The following is a 23,661-nucleotide window of genomic DNA, read 5'->3' as shown; positions in this document are numbered from 1 at the left end:
CACGGAGATGTTCAATTACTTCAAGGTCTATTCTTGGAATCTGGCCCTCTCGATGGCGCTTGATGCTGGGGCCAACATGGACGAAGTCGACCGCGCCTGCCGTGCCCTGCGCGACGTGGAGGACGATTCGGCCTACGCCAATGACTACTTCCAGGCCTGGGCCGGTGCGGGCGCCAAGCTGGCCCAGGCCGCCACTGCCGATGAAAAGGTCGGGCATCTGCTCTCGGCAGGCGAGAAGTACCGGCGCGCTTGCATCATGTACATCACGGCGGAGCGCATTCCGGCCCACGACCATCCGCCGCGCTTGGCCGCGTACGACGAACTGCTTTGGACTTTCCAAAAGTTTGTTGAATGCTCCGGTGCCAATTGCGAGAAGGTTTCCGTGCCCTTCGGCGATTCCTTCCTGCCCGCGCTGATGGTGTCGGTCGGCCGCGACGATAAGCCTGCGCCCTGCATCGTCCACTTCAACGGACTCGACGGGGTCAAGGAATACCTGTATCTGTGCGGCCTGCCCGCCATGTTGTCGCAGCGCGGTGTGTCCATCCTGCTGGTGGACAACCCCGGTGTGGGCGAGGCGCTGCGCAAAAACGGTCTGCACAACGCGCCAGAAGCCGAGATGCCGGCCGGCGCGTGTGTCGACTACCTGGAAACCCGCGCCGACGTCGACAAGACCCGCATCGGGATGATGGCGCTGAGCCTGGGCGGCTACCACGCACCGCGCGCCACGGCTTTCGAGCCGCGCTTTGCCTGCTGCGTCGCCTGGGGCGCGAACCATGACTGGCCCACGCGCTTTCGCAAGCGCATGGCCGGTACCCTCCAGGCTCAGAACTCGGTGCCGCACTACATGGCGCACAACATGTGGGTGCTGGGCAAGAACAGCATCGAGGAATGCGCCGAGGTCATCGACCGCTTCTCCCTGGACGGTGTGGTGGAGCGCATCCGTGTGCCGATCTACATCACCCATGGCGAAGACGACCGTCAGATTTCCGTCTCGGAAGCCTATAAGACCTACGAAGGCTGCGTGAACTCGCCCCGCAGGGAGTTACGCATCTTCACGGCGCAGGAGGGTGGAGAACAGCACTGCAGCATCGGGAACATGAGCTTGGCGACGAACGCCATGGCGGACTGGGTCGCCGATGTTCTGAAGAAATCTTGGCCACAGTAAAAAAAGGAGACATCTATGTTCAGAAGAACCTTCACTTTCACCCTGTCGGGCGCCGCGTTGGCTGCGGCGCTTATGCCGGGCGCAGCCTTCGCTCAGACCGATGTGATCCGCATCGTCGTACCGATCGGCGCGGGCAATCCCTTTGACACTGGGGCGCGCGCGTTGGCAGACGGCTTGGCCAAGGTCACTGGCAAAAGCGTGATCGTCGACAACAAGCCAGGCGCGGGTGGCCGCATTGGGACGGCAGAAGTCGCGCGGGCCAAGCCCGACGGCCTGACGCTGCTGTACACCACGGCGGGCCATGCCACCAACGCTGGGCTGTACAGCAACCTGACCTATGACCCCGTCAAAGATTTCACGCCCCTCACCATCGTGGGCAAGTCCTCGGGTTTCGTGCTGCTCGTGCAGAAAGATTCGCCCTTCAAAACCATCCAGGACCTAATTGCAACCGCAAAGGCGAAGCCGGACACCGTGAACTTCGGTTCCTTCGGCAACGGCAACACCACGCACATCATCGGTGCAATGTTTGCACGGGCTGCCGACATCAAGCTGATCCACGTGCCATACAAGTCGCCGTTGACGGATTTCCTAGGCGGCCATGTGAACATGGTTTTCATGGGTACGTCGACGGCGATCCCGCTGATCAAAGACGGCCGAGTGCGGGCGCTCGCGGTTTCGTCGGAGGAGCCGGATCCAGATCTGCCTGGCGTGCCTACCTTCAGGCAACTGGGCTACAAGGACGTGGATGTGCCTGCCTGGTCCGGCATGCTGGCTCCACGCGGCATGCCTGATGACAAGGTGCAGGCCCTGTACGCGCAGATCGGCGAAGCGGTCAAGCAGCAGGCCTACCAGGACAACTTGAAGCTCACCCAAGGCAAGGTCGTGATGTCCAAGCCGCAGGATTTCAAGAAGCAACTCGAAGCCGAGGTGACGCGCTTCAAGAAGGAACTGCCCGAACTGGGCATCAAAGGCGACTGATGAAAGTGCATCTGATCGGGGCAGGCAAGATGGGCCTGCCAATGGGCAAGCACCTCGTCACGGCGGGCCATGCAGTGACGGTCGAGGACCTCAGCGAAGAGCGACTGAAGGCATCCATTGCGTTGGGCATGGTTGAGGCACAAGGCCCGGTGGGCATCGCAGAGGCGGAGGTGGTGCTGTCGTCCTTGCCACATGACGACGCGCTGTGGCACGTCGCGCAGGAAGTCGTTCACCATGCGAGACCGGGAACGATATACATCGACACCAGCACGGTGTCGCCGACAATGTCCGAAAAGGTGGCAGACCTGTTGGCGGAAAAGCAGATCGTCTACCTGCGCGCCACTGTGTCCGGCAACAATCACATGGCCGACGCGGCGCAATTGACGCTGCTGGTCTCTGGCCCGAAGGACGCCTACGAGCGCATTCTGCCTTTGCTTGCGCGCTTCGGTCCTCAGCAGTATTGGTTGGGTGAAGGTGAGCAGTCCCGGTTGATGAAGCTGGTGGTGAACCTGATGATCGCTCAGACCAGTGCCATGCTGGCCGAATCGCTCACGCTGGGCGAGAAGGGCGGCTTGCGCTGGGAAGACATGTGGGAAGTGCTCACTCACAGCGCCGTGGCTTCACCCATCGTCAAGGCTAAGTCCGCGCAGTTGGCGCGGCGGGACTACACGCCTACCTTCACCGTCCTGCAGATGAGCAAGGACGTGGGCCTAATACTCGACGAAGCCCAGCGCCTGAAGGTGGCACTGCCGCAGACGGCCATGACCCAGCAGACCTTGCATTCGGCTGCGGCCAACGGCGATGCGGATGCGGACTACGCGGTGGTCATCCGCTGCGCCGAGCGGGCGGCGGGGCTGGCCTGACGGCCTTGTCTGAGCCTGAACCTCGAAAGCCCCCCTAGCTCAGGCTGAGCCGGCCGAAGCCCTGCGGCCGCTTCGGGGGGCGACAAGAACACCCGTTGGAGACAAGAATGAGTACACAACGCGAAGTCGAATTTCTGAGCCAGGGCGCCAAGCTGAGCGGCAACCTGGTGCGGCCGCAGTTCCGGCCGCGACCACGAACGGCGCTGACACTTCGCGGGCGGCGTGGCGCTGATCACGGCGGGCCTGTTGGATATCGCCTTCCTCGCCCCCAGTGTGCCGTGGTCGATTGTCCTGCTACCGATCGCGAACATCGGCACGGCATCTATGACACTGTTGTGCTACGCCTTGATCGCTGACTATCTGCCAAGAGAACAAGCGGCCATCGGCCTCGCGGCGATTTCCTCAATCGCCCACATCGCCCCGATGGTGACGCCTGCCATTGGCGCCTGCCTGCGGACCCCTGCGGGGGCAACACCGCAAGCCTAATTTTCATCGTCGAGCTCTACGCAGCTGCGGCGGTCCTCATGGTCTTCACCTTGCGGCAATCCAAGGCAGCCATCTGAAATAAGGGAGACACCATGGACTACACCACTGAAATTCGCGACGGCATGGCCATCGACTGGGACGTGCCGATCGAGATGGACGACGGCAATGTGCTGCGCGCCGATGTCTTCCGGCCCATCGTGCCGGGCAAGTACCCCGTCCTCATGAGCCACGGCCCCTACGGCAAGGGCCTGTCCTTCCAGGAGGGCTACAAGACGCCCTGGGACTTGATGGCCGCACGCTACCCGGACGCGCTGGAAGGCTCGACCAACCAGTATCAGTCGTGGGAGGTGTGCGATCCCGAGAAGTGGGTGCCGGATGGCTACGTGGTCGTGCGCGTCGATTCGCGCGGCGCGGGGCGTTCGACGGGCTTTATCGACCACTTCTCGGCACGCGAGAACCAGGACTACTACCAGTGCATCGAGTGGGCCGGCGTGCAGCCCTGGTCGAACGGGAAGGTGGGCCTGAATGGCATTTCGTACTACGGTGCCGGCCAATGGATCGTCGCGGGGATGCAGCCGCCCCACCTGGCCGCGATCTGCCCGTGGGAAGGCTTCAGCGATGCCTACCGCGAGTCCGCGTTTCACGGCGGCATCCGGTGTTCCTTCGGCAAGAACTGGCAGGAACTCCAGGTCAGGAGCGTCCAGCACGGGCGCGCGGGCGGGCCGGTCAGCAAGATCACGGGCAAACCTGTGTGCGGCGACGTGGTGTTCAGTGAAGAGACACTCAAGGCCAACCGGGCGGACGTTGCAGGCCGCTCCGCAGCCCACCCATATGACGACGCCCGCTACGCGCAGAGTCGGGCTCAACTGAACAAGGTGACGGTGCCAGTTCTCTCCGCGGCTAACTGGGGCGGGCAGGGCCTGCACCTGCGTGGCAACATCGAAGGATGCCTGGGGGCCGCGTCGGATCAGAAATGGCTGGAACTGCACGGCGGCGAGCACTGGACGCTGTTCTACGCCAGGTACGGCGTGGACTTGCAGAAGCAGTTCTTCGGTCACTTCCTGAAGGGCGAGGACAACGGCTGGGACCAACGCCCCCCCATCCTGCTGAACGTGCGGCACGTGGACAAGTTCGTCCAGCGCGCCGAGAACGAGTGGCCATTGGCACGCACGCAATGGACGAAGATGCACCTCGATCTTGAGGGCAAAGCCCTGTCGTTCATGCCATCGGCCAACGCAAGCACTGCGACCTTCGGCGCGACGAGCAACGGTGGCGTCCGCTTCATGTCTGCACCCTTCGAGCAAGAGACGGAGATCACCGGTCCGCTGGCCTGCAAGCTCTTCGTCTCGTCGTCGACCACCGACGCGGACCTCTTCCTCGTCCTGCACCTGTTCGACCCCCAGGACAAGGAGACGCTGTTCCAGGGCGCGCTGGACCCGATGACCTCGGTGGGCAAGGGCTGGCTGCGCGCATCGCGGCGCGAACTAGATCCGAACCGCTCGCTGCCGTACCGCCCCTTCCATGTTCACCAACGCGATCTGCCGCTGGAGCCGGGGAAGCCGGTCGAGTTGGACGTGGAAATCTGGCCTACATCGATCGTAGTGCCCGAAGGTTGGCGTATTGGCCTGACCGTGTTGGGCAAGGACTATGAGCAGGAAGGGTCCATGAACCAGTTGTCAAACGTGAAGAACGTGATGAAGGGCTGCGGCCCCTTCCTTCACGATGACCCCGAGGATCGCCCATTGTCCATTTTTGGCGGTCAAACCACGCTTCACGCAGGCGAGGAGATGCAGCCGCATTTGCTACTGCCCGTCATTCCGCTGCGCTACTAGAGTACGTAGCAGAAGGCTTCGAGGTTAAGCCTCAGAAAACAGAGGATTGCTGGTTCGTGCTGGCAAGCCTGGGGCAGGTGCTCCGGGCTCCGGAGGGAGATCCTAGCTTGTCGGGCGTTGTAGCCGATGTTGCTTCTGCTACGCATGCTCCAAGGCCTCTGAAGGCTATGCGGACTGGGGAATGAGCGACTTGAAGCCTGCAGAAAGGAACGGAAGCATTCTTTTGAAAACCTCTTCGACATCACTCGCCTTGATCTGACCGATTGACAGATGCTCCACGCGGCCAGGCTCGGCCACGGTGGCGACCATGGCGCCCACCATGAAGCTAAATGCGTAGTAGAGGTCCTTCTGCGACATATCGGGGAAGGTCCGCCCGAATTCGTTCAGATACTGCCTTGCGATAGGGTCGTAGTGCTCGCTGAGAACTTTCGAAAACTCTGGCGAATTGGCGTGTCGCGCCACGAAAAGGGAGTAGTTCTTCCACCCCCTGCCACCTGCCGCACTTCGCTCGATAAATGGCCACACGTATCCAGACACGAGGTCTTCTACTGCGATCGGCTTGCCAGCGGCGTTGGTCAGCGCCGTATCCAGGGCGAGGATTCGCGCGTGCGCCATGTACGCTGCCCGTCGTTTGACGACCGTGCTGAAAAGAACATCTTTCGTGCCAAAGTGGTATGCCACCAGGGCAATGCCGCACTCGATTGCGTCGGCCACATCGCGCATGGACGTCCCGTAAAAGCCATGGTTGGCAAACAGTTCTTCCGCCGCATCCAGTATGCGCTCGCGGGTTTCATCACCGTTGCGCCGCGAGTTGGCGCGCGCAACGCCAGGTGGCTTCGCGGGGACGGCTTTTGCCGGTGCAGGCTTGCGTGCCGGCGGATCTCGTTCAGTTTGCATCTCTGTGGGGCGGGCCGGTTGGGCCAAAGAAGGCTCGGCGCAGACTGTTCGTTCGTTCAATTTGTATGGCAGTCTACCGCTAACCCACCTGATCGCAGAACTGGTCGGATCGCGCTGCATACGTGCCGTTGGGATGCGCCCGGGTTAGATTTTTTCCACCACCCGGCTTGGCCTTCCAGTCCCCTCGTCAATTGCTCGCGTGTCGACGGGAGGCAGGCATCGGCTCAATGGATTACAAGATGCCTGTTCACTTGAGCAATCTTCCTCCCGTTCCAATGATGGCCATCTCCACAAAATTGGAACCGGATCGAATGCCTTTGCCGTACTCGACGGCATATCCGCCAATTTCCCATCTGCCTATCCTTTCCAACGTTTCGATCAGTGCCTCGCGGTTGATATTTCCTCCGCTACGGCGCAATGCATCGACCAGCACGCGGGCTTCAATGAATCCCTCCAGGCCGTAGAAGGAGGGCACATGGCCGGACTTCATCGCCAGTTCTGTGTACTCGCGCACCACTTTTCTTGTCGTGTCTGTCGGCACTGGAACCACCTGAGAAAAAGCCATTCCACGCGACGTATCGCCTGCACGTCGGGAGACTTGTGACATGTCTGTAACCGACATCGCATAGAGCCCGGCGGCCCCTCCAAAGCCTCGGTAGACCTTCACAAAGCGGCTGGCCGGTTCCGCGTTCAGCGCCAGCAGGATGGCTTGCGGCTCAATCCTCCTGACCTCGGTGACAGCCGCATCCAGTGCATCCTGATCGCGGTCGATGGTCACAATGCCTGCAATCTGCAGCCCTGCAGCCCGCGCGGCCTCCTCGTATGCTGCGCCCACGGTGGTCCCGAACGGATCGCTCTGGCGAAAGATGGCAATTTTGGTGATGCCGATGGTTATGAGGTGGCGAACCGTGTGCTCACCCTCCAATCGGTAGCTGGCTCTGACCGGGAAAACGTAGCGCTTCAAGGGCGTCCTCACCGCAGTGGCGCCCGATGAAAGACCGATGACGGGAATTCTCAGCGATTCCACGGTCGGCAGGATGCTCGCAATCACCGGAACACCCACCGCCCCCATCAACACAACCGGCCGGTGCTTGTCATCCAGATCCCGGACATTGCGCTCAGCGCGCGCGGGGTCGTAGGCGTCATCCGCGGTAATGACAGAAATGCTTCGTCCGTTGATGCCTCCCGTGTCATTGGCCTGCTGGATGGCCAGGTTCCCGCCTTCCATTTTTGCCTTGCCGTAGGCTGCTATTGGCCCGGTGACGGGCAGTGTTCGGCCGACCACGATCTCTTGCGCGCAGGCTGTGTGAACGAGAGAGAACGTCTGGATGAGGACGAGGGAAGTGCGGATCAGAAACACATGAATCCTTGGTATCGGCTTGCACATCGCATCAATGTAATTGATCAATCGAATAAATAAACTCGCGTTTCTACGGAGGCCTGAGTGCTTTGGTGTGTGCAGACATCTGCAAAGGGCGGTCCCCGCTGAATGGTCCAGCCAGTAGAGAGAATTTCTCCCATGATGAGGATGGTTTGGATGGAACAACGCAGACGGTATGACCAAAAATTCAGGGAAAACACTCACCAGCGGATCTTGGTGTGCAATTTATATTTGTACAACACAATAAATAAATGAACTTCTGTTGGCGCGAGGCTGCCGAGCAAAGGACTTGCCCGGTCCCTGGTGACCGGCGACAGAAGGACAAGAACTTGATGAGGCAATGACTCGATGTCCAGAAAATTCTCGATAGGACTGAAGCTGGCGATCGTTCCGTTCGTCTTTGCGATGTCATTGGGCTTGGCGGCTCTGACGGTTTTCCATGTGTATGAGGAGTTGCACTCGACGGTCCTCAATCTGCAGGTCAAGCGGCTCCCTAGCTACGTGTTCGCAACGGAAGTCCAGGCCGGCGTGCGTGACATCAACGGCCTCATCAACCGATCGATGGCGACCGAGGCGGTGGGATACGGTGACGCTGCTGTCGAGGCAATCGACAGGGCTTTGCGAAAGAGGCTGGAGGCCGTTGGCGAGTTGATCGATGCCAGGCTCCAGATGAAAGAAGCCCAGGATGAGGTCGAGGCAATTCGAGAAATCGACAAGGACTTCCGCAAGTACCAGGGAGCGATCAACGATGCGATGCGCATCAAGGTCGCGGGCCTGCCCCAGGCCGCGTCAAGTGTCTCGAATGCACAGAAGTCGTATGACAGCTTGCTGAAGAAGGCGAGTGCGCTCGCGTCGGAAAGGCAGGACCAGATAGCCCGCGACATCGAAACCAGCAACGGAAGTACGGTGCGTGGGACATGGATGGTCGGCATCGCCGTGGCTATTGCGGTGATCATCGGATCGATCACGAGCCTTCTCATCGGGCGCGATCTCGTCAGGCGGATCCGAATGATCAAGGACACTGCGGCGCGCTTGGCCGCCGGGGATCTCTCATCCGGAACGGACGCCCGAGGGCGCGATGAGCTGGCGGAACTGATGGCGGATCTTGAGACGGTCCGGGTTCAGTTGGGGGCGGCCATTGCTTCTGTGCAGGAGGCTGCAGAAATGATGCATGTGGCGGCCAACGAGATATCCGCTGGGAACATGGATCTGGGTGTCAGAACCGAAGCTGCGTCCGGTGATCTGCAAGGCGCAAATGGGCAGATGATCCTCTTGCGCGAGGCAATAGAGGCGAGTGCGAGGCAGGCACAAGAGGCCAGCACTGACGCCACAAGGGTCGCCGCCTCTGCACTCGCCGGAGGGGAGCTCATGGTGGACGTGGAGCGGGACATGGGCCTGATTGCACAGGCCAACACCAAGATCGTCACGATCACCAGCGTCATCGACAACATCGCATTCCAGACCAACCTGCTGTCACTGAATGCGGCCGTGGAGGCGGCGCGCGCTGGCGACAGCGGTCGGGGTTTCGCCGTGGTGGCCACGGAGGTCCGGTCTTTGGCGCACCGGGCTCTGGCAGCTTCCAAGGAGATCGCAAAGCTGATTGGTGATGCGTCGGCGCGGGTTGAGCAGGGAAGTGTGTCGGTCCGCAGGGCATCAGAAGAGACTCGGGCCCTTGTGTCGAAAATTCAGAACTTAGCCACCTCTTCCGATCTGGTCCGCGTGCAGATGCTGGAGCAGACAGAAAAGATTGCAAGCGTCTGCTGCGTCGTCGAGTCCGTCGACCAAAGCACTCAACAGAATGCGGCACTTGTCGAGCAGTCATCTGCGGCCGCTGAAAGCCTTACATCCCAAGCGCACGGCCTCAATCGAACCGTCCGCAAGTTCCGTCTGCAGCAAAGCATTGCTATAGAGGCTCCTGCGAGCGTGGTGGGCTAGCAAGGGGCTTCGGGGTTCGAGGCGCCTAGCGAAAAGATTTTCAGGAAACACTAACTTGCAAAGAACCTTCCACAGAGAAGAAAACATGAAATCAAAGTTCCCACCGATCATTCTCGCGGCCGCATTGCTCGCAGGAGGCTGTTCCACAGCGCCAGTTCAGAAGCCGTCGACTTCGCCGTCTGAGGTGGGTGCAGCACGTCCTGGATCTGACCATCTGAAAGGCTACTTGGCGCCATCCGAGTGGCCCGACAGTCTCGCGCTGCTTCCGCCTCCGCCAGAAGATGGTTCGCCAGCGATGGCGCTCGACGTGGCCTCGTTCCGCAGCTTGACGGCTTTGCGTGAATCTCCGCGCGGAGCGCTGGCGACTCGAGATGCCAATCTGCATTTTCCACAGGCTGCAGAGGTCTTCGCATGCGCGCTGGGTGTGAGGATTTCCGAGGAGGGCACGCCGCATGTGAACATGCTGCTGAGAAGAACCCTCGCCGATGCAGGTGGGGCCACCTACAAAGCCAAGAACAAATACCAGCGCACGCGACCTTTCGTGGCGTTGGAGGCGCCTACTTGTACACCCAGTGAAGAGGCCTATCTCGCAAAGGACGGTTCCTACCCTTCAGGGCATTCTGCGCTGGGCTGGGCGTGGGCGCTGGTGCTCTCGGAAGTTGCGCCTGATCGGACGGATGCATTGCTTCAACGTGGTCGCGCTTTTGCTCAGAGCCGCGGAATCTGCGGTGTGCACTGGCGTAGCGATATAGAGGCGGGGCGCTTGATTGGCGCGGCCACCGTCAGCCGGCTCCATGGAAACGCCATCTTTGTGGCGCAGATGGCTGCGGCGAAGACTGAGGTGGCAAGAGCCCGTGCGTTGCCGGAAAATATGCCACATGCCAACTGTGCTGCGGAAAAGGCCTCTCTTGAATCATCGGCCGCTATTGCGCCCTGAAAGGGTCTGTCGCCTTGGCCACGAGACAAATTTGAAGCTGCTGTGTGCTTGTGAGCAGCCTGTTGCCGAGGCCCGCGTCTCCATGGTGCCGGTGGGCAGCAAGGAGTCGGGACGACGAATGCTGGCGCTGCATTGCTGCGCAAAGGAGGCCGGACTCTCAAGTTCCGACTCATCTCCTTCATAGTTGGCAACGCCCGTACAAGCTCCGCAAGACAGTGATGGCCGTTCTCGGTAAACAACGCTTCTGCAGCATGCAAGATGCTGCTCACGGACGTGCCCCACAGCGGCTCGACTGGCCAAGCTTTGTGGTTGCAAGGCAGTCGGATAGCCGCCTTGAATGTTCATCAATACAATTATGAAGTTGTTGTAGGTCTCTATGTTTCTTCCAGCTTAAAGATTGCAAAGAGCTTTTTTCGCTTGATAAAATAGTTCAACTGTACAGTTATGTTGCATTGCTTTACCAGCATGCTGTTGTCCAAGAGTTGAGACAGCCTGCCCGTGGTGTTGAGCAGGCCTGTGACAGGCGCCGCCGGGGCGACTTCTGTCGTGCGTCACCCCATTAAGAACACTCGTTACACAAGAGGACCGCATGCCGCAGACTACGTTTGGTTCGGAGGCGAAGTCGTTGAAGGTCTTCATTGACAAGGTCCACATCCCAAGCGAGGAGGTCGCGGCCTGGGAACTTGCACGCACGAAAGCGGTGCTGGGCTTTTTGACAAGACGCTTCAAGGTTCGACTTCGCAGTGACATCCACACCGCTGATCTGGCAACCCTGCGGGAAGAGTGCATCCGCGCCAAATCGGAAATAGGTCGTACACGACTTCGTGCCGAACTCACCAACCTGACCAGTCTCACGGCAATGACGACGAAGCTGGTCTCATGGATTTCTTTCGGCTGGCGCAAGCAATGCGTCACTGAAATCATCGTCGCAGATCTCGATGCGCGTACTGTGGCTGAACGTATCGACGACCTGATGTGCCTGGATACACCGGAGAGCGACCGGGCTAACTTGGGGGCATGCCCGGACCACTATGTCCTTGAGGCCCGAAACAACCAGCTCGAAGTCATTGAAACGACGGGTGGGTCGCCCATGCCCATCCAGATATTCATTCGATTCAACGATGCCACGGGACTCAAGACCGAACCGACAGCCGGGTGCGCTCACGAATCCGTGGGTACTGCTCGATTGAAGGACGGAACCATCGCTGGCGGCGTGAGGCACCAGTTCCGCGATACCGAAGGCGGTCTTCATGCGCGCCTGATGGTAGAGTTTCCTTCGGCGACTCCTAGAAAAATGATCCGCGAACATCAATTCCACCTTGCCTGCGAATGGTCGCGCTGGTTTCTGCACATTCGAGGGTCGTAGAAGAGCGATACAGGTAGGTGGACAAGGTCCATACTTCAGCCATGGCGGCCTCGGATCTGCGGACCGCCAAGCAAGATGATCCGGCCTCTCGTGCCAATCGACCTCCCGATCAGCAGCGTCGATATGGCGTGAGCATGCCTCCGAATCCAGCTAAACGCCAAACACATACCAGCGATGGACGACAGTCTTCCCCTTGTGGGCCAGGCCGGAATTGACGGTCGATCTGGTCCCGATCGCATCGAACTGATGGGTACGTTTGTGCAGATTGCTGCGGCCGGTAGCCTGTCAGCCGCTGCGATGCAGCTCAACACGACGCAGCCGACTGTGAGCAGGCGCCTGCAGGCTCTCGAAAAGATTTTAGGTGTCCGCTTGGTGTATCGCTCAACCCATTCGCTTCGGCTGACGGAGGAGGGGGAGCGTTGCCTCCACCAGGCCAAGGGACTGATCAGAGGGTGGCAAGTACTTCAGGAGGATCTGGGAAATGCGGAGCCAACCGGGACGCTGAGAGTTCTCGTGCCGCACGCACTCGGACAGGATATTCTTGTCAAGCCGTTGGCGGCATATGTCGCTGCGTCTCCCAAAGTCAACGTCGAATGGATTCTCAGTGACCGCGAGCCCGATTTTGTCGCCACGGGGATTGACTGCGCTATTCAGGTGGGGGATGTCGACAAGCCCAACCTAGTCGCCATCAAGATCTCGGAGATTGCGCGCGTAGTCGTTGCAAGTCCATCGTTGCTGGCTGCGGGTATGCCTCAGACCTTGGAACAGCTTACCAGCCTGCCATGGCTGGCACTCGGTACGTACTATCGAAATAGCATCCGTTTAACCAACACCGCAACACGCGAAAAGAAAAACGTGTCTATTCGTCCGCGCATGGTTACCGACAGCTTGTACGCTTTGCGGACGGCGGCGTCCATGGGGCTCGGGGCTTGTATTGCGTCGGCCTGGCTGGTGGATTCAGACATTGCCGCAGGAAGGCTTGTTCGGCTGGTACCGGCCTGGGAGGCTGACACCTTGCCAGTTCACATTACCTATCCATTTGCCACTGCCTACCCCCCAAGATTGAGGAACTTCGTGCAGACTGTTCGACGTGAATGGGGCTAGAGGTCGACAAATCATAGGTATCGATCGGTGTCCGGCAAGGCATCGCCAGCATTTCGCTACCGCATGGCGCATCTTCCGCAAACATGGGGCGATGCGGGGAGATTCCGAAAATCGACTGGTATGGATGGGCAAGGTGGCCTTTTCCATCGCTATGAGTTCAAGCAAGAATGTGTTCCTGGGGCTTCCTAGCGCATTCGACATGCTCCCATGTGCTTTCTGCACGGCACTTAACGAGTGAGCATTTTTGAGCAACTGGCGATGCGTGCGGGGTTGATGCTCTGCACATCAATTTCCTTTGGGGCAATAGAAATGCAAGAAATCACCGTCTCTGCAAGTGCCCTCGGCTCGGCGTGTCTCGGCACGGGGGCCCGCAACTAGCGCGAGCGACACCGGCCTCCGCAAGCTGGACAAGTCACTCGGCGTCTTCTAGCTTTTGCAGAATCGAGCGAAGGCTGTCCGCTAGCTCTGTGCGTGTGTGGCCATCCATGTAGTCGAACAAGCTGGCAAAGTGGGCGGAGTAGAGATTCATTGCCTTCTCGGCAACCTCAACGCCTTTCGGTGTCAGCGTCACCAGGACTGCCCTTCGATCCTTGTCACTGCGCGAACGAGCAATAAGGCCCACCACTTCCGCTCGATCAATCCGATTGGTGATGGCCCCAGAGGTGATCAGCACCATGCCCTGCAAGGCAGTCGCGTTGAGGCAATAGGGAAATCCACTGCGTCGCAGCGCGGCAATGAGCTCGAAGGTCTCCCACGTCAGCTCCAGTGGAGCAAGCAGCTCATCAGTGCTTTTGCGCATTTGGGCGCCGATTTTTACCAGGCGGCCAATCAGGCCCGTGGGCCACACCTGAAGGTTTGGAAGCTCTTTGTGCCATTGGTCGACGATGACGTCGATACTGTCTTTGGTCATAGTTGTTCGCTGCTGTTCTGATGCCTGTGTGATGTGATGGTGACAAGCCTGTGTGCGGGCTCACTTGCGCTCTCAGTTTCCCACGCTCCCCGTTATCGATATCACGGGCGGATGCCCACCACAAGAGTATTTGTATGAGTGTTAAATATTTCAACGTTAAGTAATCATACATTCTTGCATTTCTATGAAAGGACGCAGATGACTAACATTACTTTTCGCCGGCAGGAAGTGGCTTCTGTCAATGTCGGTGGCCAGCATTCGCAGGCCATCACAGAGGAAATCCCCATTGTTGACGTGGGCCCCTACCTCGGGGGCGCACCAGGAGCCCTTGAGGACGTCGCGCAGCAGATCCGCAAGGCCTGTACCGAGATCGGGTTTTTTTACATCGTCAATCACGGTGCATCTCAGGCTACGGTGGACCGTGTGTTCAAGGCGATGGAAAGGTTCTTCACGCTGCCCGCATCCGAAAAAACCAAGGTGCGCATGAATGAGCACCAGTCGGGTTGGCAGGCTCAAAATGTCGCCATCCATGGCGACAGCTTTGACAAGGTGGTGAAACCGCAAGCTACGGAAGCATTCAAATTTGGCCCGGAACTCGATCCAACCGATCCCGATTTTCGGGGTGGAAAGCGTTTTCGAGGATACAACCAATGGCCTGAAGTTCTGCCTGAAGAAGAAAAGCAAGCGTTCTTGCGCTACCACGCAGAGTTCAACGAGCTTGCGAAACGCCTTCTCGCACCGGTGGCGGTCGCGCTGGGCCAGTCTCCGGACTTCTTTGACGAGCCATTCAGCAAAGCCGACTCGGTGATGCGCAGCGCGTACTACCCCGTGGTCAAGCCGGATGAGAACCAGTTCGGGCTACCCGGGCACACGGATCTTAGCTTTCTTACGCTGATTCCTCCGGCTACAGCACCTGGCCTGCAAATCCTGACAGCAGCAGGGACATGGATAGACCAGCCGATCGTGGAAGGCGGCATTCTGGTGAACACTGGAGATGCCTTGCGCACTTGGTCCAACGACCAGTTCATCGCCACTCCACATCGCGTACTGGCATCCACTAAGGAGGAGCGCTATTCGGCCATCTTCTTTCTGTACCCGAGTCTTGATGCTCTCATCTCGTGCGTGCCGACCTGCTGCAGCGAAGAATTTCCCAAGAAATATGCAGATCAGACATTCGCGGATCTCTATGCGCGATACGCTTCTCGGAATTTCGGATATGCCGAGAAAAAGGCGTGAAGCAGCTTCCATGGGAAGGTGCGGCCAACGCTCGGGAATGTTCATGACAGTCGGGCATGACGAAGCCGTGTGACATGCTTGATGGTAAGAGCCCGATGGAGTACGCCAGCAACGAAATCGGCGGTGCAAAGGCTCGCCAGAGCCTGAACGCCATCGAATATGGTGATGACGTTTGAGCACTCAGTCTGGCGCGTTGGCTGCAAAAAAGGTTGCACACCCACCGCACTTGCCTATGTATCGGCGCTCAAAATCGGGCGCTGGCACTGTATGCCGTCCGACGGCCAGCTTGTTGATTTCCACGCAGAAGTGGACCACAAATCCCCAGAAGGGTTAGGTTTGCGTGGGACTTAATAGGATAGCTTTTGAACGTGGGCAAACGCAGCGGCTAAATGTCCCTACCTGTGACAGAGGACTTCAGGCATGACGCGAAACAGGGCCGCCGTTCTTCATGCTGCATCGCCACCAGACGCCAATCATAAGAACACCCGCTGAGGCGCGTACTTGAGCAGCCAGACCTGTGCAGCAAGCGGTGGGTTCCTGCGCGACCACAACCTGGTGAGCAACATGAGCCGGCGTGGCAACTGCCATGACAACGCAGTCGCAGAGAGCTTCTTGCAGTTGCTCAAGCGAGAGCGCATTCGCCGACAGATCTATTCGACGCGCGATGAGGCCAGGGTCGATGTCTTCAAATACATCGAGATGTTCTATAACTCCAGGCGTCGCCACAACACCGCTGGCGACTTGTCGCCCGTAGAGTTCGAGCGACGCCATTTCCAACGGCTCAAAAGTGTCTAGGGAGGCGGGGGCGACTCATCTTGCTTTGCCTGGCGTCTGCAAGGTTCCGCTTGAAACGGTCGGGGACGCGCTCGTCGAACCCGAGGGCTACGCGCCGGACCTCCGCCGAATCGGTTGGCAGATGCCCAACGCCCAGTTCACTGGCGCGTGGAGCCGGAATTTCCACAACGACTCCCGCGACTCGGCCGACGCCCGTGATCTCGCACTCAACGAAATCACCGGGGTCTACTGATCGCGAGTGGCAGGGCGTTCCCATTAGGATCACGTCGCCAGCGACCAGCGTGATGTGGCGCGCCAAATCTGCAATCACATAGTGAGGGCCCCAGATGGTCTCTTCACCGATATGGGCTTCCTGCACGACCCGGCCGTTGACATACGTCCGCAGAGTTTGTTGGAATAGATCCACACCGCGAACCAGGCCAGGGCCAATGGGCAAGAGCGTATCGGCGCCCTTCACACGCAGCATCGATCCCTGGTCGGTATCACGGAAGTTCTGCAGTCCCATATCGAGCGCTGGACAGAACCCCTCGATGTAGTCCCACGCCTCGTGGGGGGTGACATTGCGACAGGTCCTACTGATCACCACGGCATACTCGCCCTCATAGTTGAGGTACTGGCAATCGGCTGGCTTGAGGATCTGCCCGCCATGACCATTGAGCGACGTCGGCGGCTTGGTGAAATACGTCGGCGATTCGGTCGGCCTGGGCTTTTGGCGAGTCTCGTAGCTGCGGGAACTGTATGAAATATGGACGGCAATGATCTTGCTAGGTTCGACCGGAGGCAGGTAGTTCAATCCATGGGTATCCAGTACTCGGCCATCGTCAAGCCGAAGGCGGTCTGCGCCAGCGCCATCCTCGACCATCGTTCCCCAAAAAGCGCTCCCGCCCACAAGCACGCGACGGCGTTCAATTCGAGGCCCACGCATGACGAGGGGCAGCTCTGCAATAGGAAACTCAAAATTCATAGGTTTCTCTGTCTAGTGGAGAGGGAACGGCAGCCTCAAGCAGTAGTGAGCTGACCCACTGCATTCGCACCGTTGCGACTCGCGTGAGTCTGGGTATCGAACCAGACATGGATATTTCCTGTGCCGCGAGCGTTTTCATAAGCCGACAGCGGTTCACCCTTGGCCTGGCAAGCCGCGCCACCGAGCGCACCAAGCATCTGCAGGTAGTGGGCACCAAACGCCTCCCATGGCTTGCGGCGATAGTCCTCGTTCCAACGGGCGAGGATCTCGTCGTGGCGACCTTGGCGCATGAGTTCAATCGCAGCCTTGTCGCTTTCGATGTTTTCGGGGCGAGATACATTGCTTTCATGGAAGATGCGCGGGTGGTTCGGGCGCCAGTCAATGCCATTGAATTTGTGGCTTAGAGCACCCGACGCGAGCAGCAGGACATTGAGGTCACTGCGGCGAATCGCCTCACCGATATCTTCCCCAGATTGAAGAAACTGCGGCCATTCGCAGTTCTGGCACGAACTGACTGTCAGCACTGGCGTGCGGCTCAGCTCCAGGTGCAAGTGTTTGACGAGATTGATCGTGGCGTACTGCTTGCCCAGATCGGGGTGGCGGATGTTGCGCACGTAGCCCCTACGTTCCCGAGAAACAGCTTCAACCTGCACGGCCAATTCGGGACAACCAAGATAGCTGTAGGGGACGCCATTGAGATACCAGGGCATTTCGTCCGAGATGTAGCTCCCCTCGAACCTTTCGCCGCCGTCGACGAGGTGGTAGCCGGTGGTGAACCAGTGCGAATCGAAGATCAGGACGGCGTCGGGCTTGACAGCCTTGATTCGTTCCCGAAGTCGCGCATACCCTGAGATGAGGTCGGAGTCCGAACCCGCACCTTGCAGCACACGAAACTCTTCACACTGCATCAGGCCGGGGTGGTGGGAAACAATGGCAGCGCCGAGGATTTGGCCCATAGGGGAAACCTTTGTGTCGTTTGATAGTGGGGCTTAGCGGTGGCTGAAACTGGCCTTGAAAGGCCTTTTTGGTACTACGACGTCTTTCACGTCACAGAAGAACTCAAAGCTCCATTCGCCGCCTTCGCGACCGATACCTGAGCGCTTGATGCCACCAAATGGCGCAGCGAGATCACGGATGCCGAAACTGTTTACCCAGATGAACCCAGTCCTGACCCGTTCGGCTACGGCGACGGCATGCACTTGTTCGCCGTAGCAGACACCACCAAGGCCATAGTCTGTTCCGTTTGCCAGTTCGATGGCCTCATCGTCGGTCTTGAATGTCTGTAGCGTCAGCACCGGGCCAAACACCTCGTTCTGCACGATCTCGTCACCCTGGCGCAGATCGGTCAACATGGTGGGCGAGTAAAATTGAGCGCCGAAGGGATGGCGGCTGCCCCCCCACAGCAGTCGCGCTCCTTGGGACACCGCTCGGCCTACAAAGGCCTCCACACGTTCCAACTGCCGAAGATGAATCAGAGGACCTACTTCAGTTGCTTCGTCTCGCGGGTCGCCAATGTTGAGCTTCTCTACATAACCGCGCAGCGCCTCGATGTAGCGGTCAGCGATCTTTTGATGCACTAGGAATCGTGTACTCGCCAAACACACTTGGCCGGCATTTCGGTACATCAGCGCACCGGTTGCGGCGGCACTATCGATGTCTGCGTCCTCCAGGACGATAAAGGCGCTCTTGCCCCCCAACTCAAAGCTGCAAGGCACCAGGTTCGCGCCAGCTGCTCCAGCGATCCACTTCGCGGTGGATACGGATCCCGTGAATGAGATCCGAGCCAGGCGTGGATCGCTGACCAGCTTAGCGCCGGTCTTTGCGCCAGTTCCCTGAACGACATTGAACACGCCGGCCGGCAACCCTGACGCATGGGCAGCATCTGCCAGCAGTGAACAGGTCAACGGCGCCCACTCAGGCGGCTTGAGAACGCAGGTATTTCCCGAGGCCAGCGCGGGGCCCAGCTTCCAAGTGGCCAGCATGAGCGGAGCGTTCCACGGGGTGATGATGGCGACCACGCCCGCGGGATCGTGCCGAACCAGGTGGGTGGCTTGTTCTGTTTCCAGCGTGCGGCCCTGCAATCCGAGTGCATGTTCTGCAAACCAGCGAATGTTCAGCATGGCGCGGGGAACCACACCGTGGCGCATTCGCGAGAGTAGCACCCCTGCATCGTTGCTCTCCAATTGACACAAGGCGTCCGCCCGCTTGCCGATCTCCTCCGCGAAACGGTCAAGATAGGGCTTACGTCCTTCGGCCCCCAGAGCAGCCCAAGCCGGAAACGCGCGTTGCGCTGCATGAATAGCCTGGTCCACGTTTTCGGGAAGCCCTTCCGAAATGTGCCCTAGCAGGCGCTGGTCGATCGGGCTATGTAGCTCAAAGGTCTCGCCAGAGGAGATCCTCTGGCCGTCGATGTAGTGCTCCGGAGACACTTGTATGCCGGCCACTTCAACAGGTACGCTACTCATTCGGGTTCCCATCGATTTTTGGAGAAAAAGGTGATCAAGGCAGCAACTTTCCGGGGTTGAGCAAGCCTAGTGGATCGAGCGCGTTCTTGATGCGGCGCATCAGGTCAAGCTCCACTGGTGACTTGTAGCGAGCGGACTCATCGCGCCGGAGCACGCCGAGCCCGTGCTCTGCAGAGATGGAACCTCCACGCGCATGCACCGCGTCATGAACCAATAAATTCATTGCAAGTTCAAGCGCCAGAAACTCCGCAGTGGAGGCACTCTGGGCGGGAGAGAGGTTGTAGTGCAAATTCCCGTCGCCGAGATGGCCAAAGACTACTAGACGGACCAAATCGGAGCGCGCCGTGATAGCCGCATCGGTTGCTTGAATGAACTCGGCAATCCGCGAAGCAGGTAGCGAGATGTCGTGTTTGATGGTCTTGCCTTCAGCACCTTGCGCCTCAGAAATGTTCTCGCGCAATGCCCACAAGGCTTGAAACTGCGCCAAGTTGGACGACAGGGCGGCGTCTGTGATCAAAGACTTTTCGAGCGCAGCCTCCAGCAGTGACTCCAGGTTGGAAGTCGATTGCCCGTCATCCTGTTCGCCAGATAGCTCGATCAGCACGTACCATGGACTGCGCTCGCCAAATGGAATGTGGCTTCCTGGAATGTGCCTCTCGACCAGTTGAAGGCAGGTGTCGCTCATCAGCTCGAAGGCTGTGAGAGCAGAGCCCAAATGCGACTGAGCAAAGGAGAGTAGCTCGACCGCTTGGGCGGGCGCTGGCACAGCCACGCATGCGACGACCTGAGATCGTGGCTGAGGAAAGAGCTTCAGTGTCGCTCCAGTGATGATGCCAAGCGTGCCTTCGCTGCCGATGTACAAATCGCGCAGGTCATAGCCTGTGTTGTCCTTGCGAAGACCACGCAGGCCATCCCAGAGCTCACCTTCGGCCGTCACGACCTCCACCCCCAGGCACAGCTCTCGCGCGTTGCCATAGCGCAGCACCTGAACTCCCCCTGCATTGCTGGCAAGGTTGCCGCCTATGGAGCAGCTCCCCTCTGCTGCCAGGCTCAATGGAAATATGCGGCCCGCCGCCTGGGCTGCCTCCTGGAGAGCCAGGAGTGTGATGCCCGCATCCACGGTGATCGTGTTGTTCTGAAGGTCGACAGAGCGGACACGTTGAAGCCGCGACAGCGAAAGAACGACAGAGCGGCCTGACACATCGGGCGTGGCCCCACCCGATAGTCCCGTGTTGCCGCCCTGAGGGACAACCGGAATTCGATGCTCATGGCACCACCGCATCACTTGCACCACATCTTGGGGACTGTCTGGCTGCACCACCGCCCGCGCAGTGCCAGTCCACTTGCCGCGCCAGTCTGTGAGGAAAGGCTTCATCTCTTCAGATTCAGTGAAGAGGCGCCCCGCAAAAGCGACACGTAGGGCCTGGTGCAGTTCAGTACCCATTGCGTTCCTCGGCACTTGGTGATGAAACGTCGTTGCGGTAGCGTTGCAGCAAAGCACGAGCGGATTGCGATAGAAGCGCCGTGTCTACTCCGATCGCGACGAACTGCGCGCCAACTGATGTGTAGTGACGTGCCAGGGCCTCGTCCGTACACAGAATTCCTGCGGCCTTGCCGTGCAAGCGGATGGTCCGGATGGCCTTTTCGATCGCAGCCTTCACGTCGGAGTGCGCAGGCTGGCCCAGGTAGCCCATGGACGCTGAAAGATCAGCGGGCCCTATGAACACCCCATCCACACCCTCGACCTGCGCGATTGCGTTTAGACGGGTCAGGCTTTCAGCTGTCTCAACCTGAACTAGGAGGCAGACCCGATCATTGGCTTCTTGCAAGTAGTTTGGATACCGACTCCAGCGGGAGGACCGGGCTAGGCCGCTACCCACTCCGCGGATTCCCTGCGGTGGATATCGCATTGCCTCGGCCAGCGCACGGGCTGCCTCTGCAGAATCCACCATCGGAATCAACAGGGTACGAGCTCCAATTTCGAGAACCTGCTTGATGAGGGCGGGATCACCGTGCGGTATGCGAATGACAGCTTCGGTGTCGTAGGGGGCAATTGCCTGTAGCGCTCCCAGCATAGAGCGTAGGTCGTTCGGCCCGTGCTCTCCATCTATCAATAGCCAGTCATAGCCAAGTCCCGCACAAACCTCCGAGGAATACGGATCAGCAAGACCCAGCCACAGTCCTGCAAGTTGGCGTCCGGCTTGGAGCGCATCCTTGAACGTATTGCGAGGGGTCTGGCTCATGCAAACCTCGCCGATATCGATCCCAGGATGCCGTAGTCCGCATGAAACACGTCGCCTGCGGCGCATGAGACGGGACGCGTGAAGGAGCCACCCAGAACGATTTCCCCAGCTGCCAGAGATTGGCCGTAGGGCGCGAGTCGGTTGGCGAGCCATGCGACTCCATTGGCTGGGTGATTGAGCACTGCAGCACCGAGACCCGACTCCTCGATCACCCCGTTCTTGAATAGCAGGGCGCCCGCCCAACGCCAGTCCACCTCGTTTGGACGCATGGGGCGGCCACCCAAGATGATTGCACCATTGGCGGCATTGTCCGCAATCGTGTCCAACACCTTCCGTGGCGCGCGAGTGTGCCGGTCAAACTGCTCAATGCGCGCGTCGATCAACTCCAACGCAGGGACCACATAGTCGGTCGCATTGAGAACGTCGAACATCGTGATGCCAGGCCCTTTGAGGGGTTTGGACAGGATGAACGCGAACTCCACCTCAAGGCGGGGTAGGATGAACCGGCTGGTCGCGATTTCTGATCCATCGGCGACAAGCATGTCGTCGAGCAGCGTCCCATAGTCGGGTTCCGTGATCTGCGACGACATCTGCATGGCGCGGGATGTCAACCCGATCTTGTGACCGATGACCTTGCGACCATTTTGTTTGCACAGCTCCATCCAAGCACTCTGAATGGCGTAGCTGTCTTCGATGTCCATGTTTGGGTGAAGAAGGGAGAACTGTTCGATCTGGACGCGTGTGCGCTGCGAATCGTGCAACCGATGGGCCAGCGAGGCATGCAGTTCGGGACTGAGATTCACGGTGTGCGCCTGATAAGTGCTTGTGATTGGCCGCGAGTATCTTTCTCTCAACTTCCGTTGACAATTGACAAATATTGGGCAATTAATAAGCAAAAGTTTCTAATTGATATGGCCTACTGCAAGACGTAAATTGCAAGATACAGCCCATGGCTCTTACCCGATTCACACTGAGGCAATTCGAAGCCTTCACGAGCGTTGCTGACATGCGGAGTTTTTCTGCCGCCAGCGAGCAGATGGGGTTGTCTTCTTCGGCAGTGAGCCAACTGATTGCGGAGCTGGAGTCCACGCTCGGTTTTCGTGTGTTTGATCGAAACACTCGGCGCGTAGAGCTTTCTAGTGCGGGCCGTGACTTTCTCGGCTCCGCTAAGTCAGTGCTTAGGCACCTGCATATGGCCGAATCGGCAGCTTCCGATATTAGAAACAGGGCTTCAGGGGTGGTTCGCATCGGTGCCCCCATGGTGCTCGCGGGGGCGATTCTTCCCGCTGCGATCAGCGCTTTTTGCGAAACCCGTCCCAAGGTTGTGATTCGTATTCGGGACACACCTGTGGATGAGCTCTTAGATCGTGTCGCCAGCGGCGACGTGGACTTGGCTGTCGGGCCTGATCGCAGTGGCATTGAGCACGTCGAGGCCATCCCCGTCTTTGAAAGCCCGTGGGTGCTGTGGTGCTCGCCCACACATCCCTTGGCACAGCGCAAGTCACTCAAGTGGACTGATTTGCGGAATGCACACCTTGTTGCAGCAGGGCGAGATCACGAGCGAAGCGTCGCGCAGATGCGCCTCAACGCCCCCGAAGACTCGCGCGTACTTCCTGTTGACGTAGTAGACAACGTCTCAACCGCCTTGGGAATTGCTGCCCAAGGGTTGGCGGCGACGTTGGCTCCGGCCTACATCTCAGTGATGGCAACGCCACTGGGCCTGGTCATGAGGCGGGTCAAGGATCCGGAAGCGATCCGTCAGGTCTGCATTTACCGGTCCAAGGTGCGCGCAGCACCACCGGCAGCGGAGGCGTTTGCCGAGTTTCTCCATGGGTGGCTTCAGCAATGGCAAGCCGGTCGACCTAGGCAGACAAGGACTCCACGGGCAACTGCGCAATGACCGGCTCGGTTCCGGACGCCGAAAAATGCGGCGCCACCAGATCAGCATGCAATTTGCCCGGCCCAATAGCGAGCTGGCCATCTTTTCATGGCATCGCAATCAACCGAGAGTATATGAGCCGAATTCTGGCGAGTTCGATTTCAGGGACAGGCTCATTCTTGCTGCCGTTGACACATCATCTGAACTCTTGAACTCCCTCCTGAG

General features: G+C 59.0%; 21 protein-coding genes and 1 pseudogene. 13 read left to right on the top strand and 9 right to left on the bottom strand.

Features of this window, described 5'->3' with window-relative positions; translation table 11 throughout:
• Positions 1-7 precede the first annotated feature (7 nt).
• The 5 genes from AC07OD_RS27080 (at position 8) to AC07OD_RS27060 (ending at position 5,324) form a co-directional block, all read left to right on the top strand.
• Positions 8-1,165: an alpha/beta hydrolase family protein gene (locus AC07OD_RS27080; RefSeq protein WP_494598475.1), complete on the top strand. Its 1,158-nt coding sequence runs from the start codon at positions 8-10 to the stop codon at positions 1,163-1,165.
• Positions 1,166-1,180: 15 nt separating this feature from the next.
• Positions 1,181-2,143: a Bug family tripartite tricarboxylate transporter substrate binding protein gene (locus AC07OD_RS27075; RefSeq protein ID WP_494598474.1), complete on the top strand. Its 963-nt coding sequence runs from the start codon at positions 1,181-1,183 to the stop codon at positions 2,141-2,143.
• The gene (locus tag AC07OD_RS27070; protein WP_494598473.1) at positions 2,143-3,006 is read left to right on the top strand and encodes an NAD(P)-dependent oxidoreductase; all 864 of its coding nucleotides are present in this window, start codon (positions 2,143-2,145) and stop codon (positions 3,004-3,006) included. The genes AC07OD_RS27075 and AC07OD_RS27070 overlap by 1 nt, the downstream gene beginning before the upstream one ends.
• Before the next feature lie 222 nt (positions 3,007-3,228).
• Entirely contained in the window at positions 3,229-3,492 is a 264-nt protein-coding gene (locus tag AC07OD_RS27065; protein WP_494598472.1) for a hypothetical protein, read from the top strand.
• A 92-nt stretch (positions 3,493-3,584) separates the two neighbouring features.
• On the top strand, positions 3,585-5,324 hold the full coding sequence (locus AC07OD_RS27060) for a CocE/NonD family hydrolase (protein WP_494598471.1): 1,740 nt from the start codon (positions 3,585-3,587) through the stop codon (positions 5,322-5,324).
• 165 nt (positions 5,325-5,489) lie between these two features.
• Here AC07OD_RS27060 and AC07OD_RS27055 read toward each other — a convergent pair whose 3' ends face one another.
• Both AC07OD_RS27055 and AC07OD_RS27050 read right to left on the bottom strand, forming a co-directional pair.
• Entirely contained in the window at positions 5,490-6,221 is a 732-nt protein-coding gene (locus AC07OD_RS27055) for a TetR/AcrR family transcriptional regulator (RefSeq protein WP_494598470.1), read from the bottom strand.
• Positions 6,222-6,468: 247 nt separating this feature from the next.
• The gene (locus AC07OD_RS27050) at positions 6,469-7,581 is read right to left on the bottom strand and encodes an ABC transporter substrate-binding protein (RefSeq protein WP_494598469.1); all 1,113 of its coding nucleotides are present in this window, start codon (positions 7,579-7,581) and stop codon (positions 6,469-6,471) included.
• Between the two features lie 369 nt (positions 7,582-7,950).
• Here AC07OD_RS27050 and AC07OD_RS27045 point away from each other — a divergent pair, with 369 nt between their 5' ends.
• The 4 genes from AC07OD_RS27045 (at position 7,951) to AC07OD_RS27030 (ending at position 12,944) form a co-directional block, all read left to right on the top strand.
• Positions 7,951-9,537 (top strand): methyl-accepting chemotaxis protein, encoded by a 1,587-nt coding sequence (locus AC07OD_RS27045; protein WP_494598468.1) that lies wholly within the window; start codon positions 7,951-7,953, stop codon positions 9,535-9,537.
• Positions 9,538-9,622: 85 nt separating this feature from the next.
• Entirely contained in the window at positions 9,623-10,474 is an 852-nt protein-coding gene (locus tag AC07OD_RS27040) for an acid phosphatase (protein ID WP_494598467.1), read from the top strand.
• Positions 10,475-11,063: 589 nt separating this feature from the next.
• Positions 11,064-11,840 (top strand): hypothetical protein, encoded by a 777-nt coding sequence (locus tag AC07OD_RS27035; protein WP_494598466.1) that lies wholly within the window; start codon positions 11,064-11,066, stop codon positions 11,838-11,840.
• 174 nt (positions 11,841-12,014) lie between these two features.
• Positions 12,015-12,944: a LysR family transcriptional regulator gene (locus AC07OD_RS27030; RefSeq protein ID WP_494598465.1), complete on the top strand. Its 930-nt coding sequence runs from the start codon at positions 12,015-12,017 to the stop codon at positions 12,942-12,944.
• Positions 12,945-13,356: 412 nt separating this feature from the next.
• Here the strand turns inward: AC07OD_RS27030 and AC07OD_RS27025 are convergent, their stop codons facing one another.
• Entirely contained in the window at positions 13,357-13,854 is a 498-nt protein-coding gene (locus AC07OD_RS27025) for a MarR family winged helix-turn-helix transcriptional regulator (protein WP_494598464.1), read from the bottom strand.
• A 198-nt stretch (positions 13,855-14,052) separates the two neighbouring features.
• On the opposite strand from AC07OD_RS27025, the gene AC07OD_RS27020 reads away from it, so the two are divergent.
• The 3 genes and pseudogenes from AC07OD_RS27020 to AC07OD_RS27010 form a co-directional block, all read left to right on the top strand.
• Entirely contained in the window at positions 14,053-15,090 is a 1,038-nt protein-coding gene (locus tag AC07OD_RS27020; RefSeq protein ID WP_494598463.1) for an isopenicillin N synthase family dioxygenase, read from the top strand.
• Positions 15,091-15,146: 56 nt separating this feature from the next.
• Complete coding sequence (locus AC07OD_RS27015; RefSeq protein ID WP_494598462.1) at positions 15,147-15,266, top strand: antitoxin Xre/MbcA/ParS toxin-binding domain-containing protein; 120 nt, start codon at positions 15,147-15,149, stop codon at positions 15,264-15,266.
• 358 nt (positions 15,267-15,624) lie between these two features.
• Positions 15,625-15,885 (top strand): annotated as a pseudogene (locus AC07OD_RS27010) (IS3 family transposase); the annotation flags it as partial.
• Here the strand turns inward: AC07OD_RS27010 and AC07OD_RS27005 are convergent.
• Genes AC07OD_RS27005 through hpaH form a run of 6 tightly spaced genes read right to left on the bottom strand, consistent with a single transcriptional unit; the run spans position 15,872 to position 22,360 of the window.
• The gene (locus AC07OD_RS27005; protein WP_494598461.1) at positions 15,872-16,849 is read right to left on the bottom strand and encodes a fumarylacetoacetate hydrolase family protein; all 978 of its coding nucleotides are present in this window, start codon (positions 16,847-16,849) and stop codon (positions 15,872-15,874) included. The pseudogene AC07OD_RS27010 and the gene AC07OD_RS27005 overlap by 14 nt on opposite strands.
• 35 nt (positions 16,850-16,884) lie before the next feature.
• Positions 16,885-17,805 (bottom strand): DODA-type extradiol aromatic ring-opening family dioxygenase, encoded by a 921-nt coding sequence (locus AC07OD_RS27000; protein ID WP_494598460.1) that lies wholly within the window; start codon positions 17,803-17,805, stop codon positions 16,885-16,887.
• Positions 17,806-17,838: 33 nt separating this feature from the next.
• Entirely contained in the window at positions 17,839-19,314 is a 1,476-nt protein-coding gene (locus AC07OD_RS26995) for an aldehyde dehydrogenase family protein (RefSeq protein WP_494598459.1), read from the bottom strand.
• Positions 19,315-19,348: 34 nt separating this feature from the next.
• Entirely contained in the window at positions 19,349-20,758 is a 1,410-nt protein-coding gene (locus AC07OD_RS26990; protein ID WP_494598458.1) for an FAD-binding oxidoreductase, read from the bottom strand.
• Positions 20,748-21,557: a 4-hydroxy-2-oxoheptanedioate aldolase gene (gene hpaI / locus AC07OD_RS26985; protein WP_494598457.1), complete on the bottom strand. Its 810-nt coding sequence runs from the start codon at positions 21,555-21,557 to the stop codon at positions 20,748-20,750. The genes AC07OD_RS26990 and hpaI overlap by 11 nt, the downstream gene beginning before the upstream one ends.
• Positions 21,554-22,360, bottom strand: a complete 807-nt coding sequence (gene hpaH / locus AC07OD_RS26980; protein ID WP_494598456.1) for a 2-oxo-hept-4-ene-1,7-dioate hydratase — start codon at positions 22,358-22,360, stop codon at positions 21,554-21,556. Before hpaH ends, hpaI begins: the two co-directional genes overlap by 4 nt.
• A 146-nt stretch (positions 22,361-22,506) precedes the next feature.
• Here hpaH and AC07OD_RS26975 point away from each other — a divergent pair, with 146 nt between their 5' ends.
• Entirely contained in the window at positions 22,507-23,457 is a 951-nt protein-coding gene (locus AC07OD_RS26975; RefSeq protein WP_494598455.1) for a LysR family transcriptional regulator, read from the top strand.
• Positions 23,458-23,661 lie beyond the last annotated feature (204 nt).

This window comes from Acidovorax sp. GW821-FHT10E03, from assembly GCF_059415205.1.
This window is presented reverse-complemented; position numbering and strand designations above follow the sequence as displayed.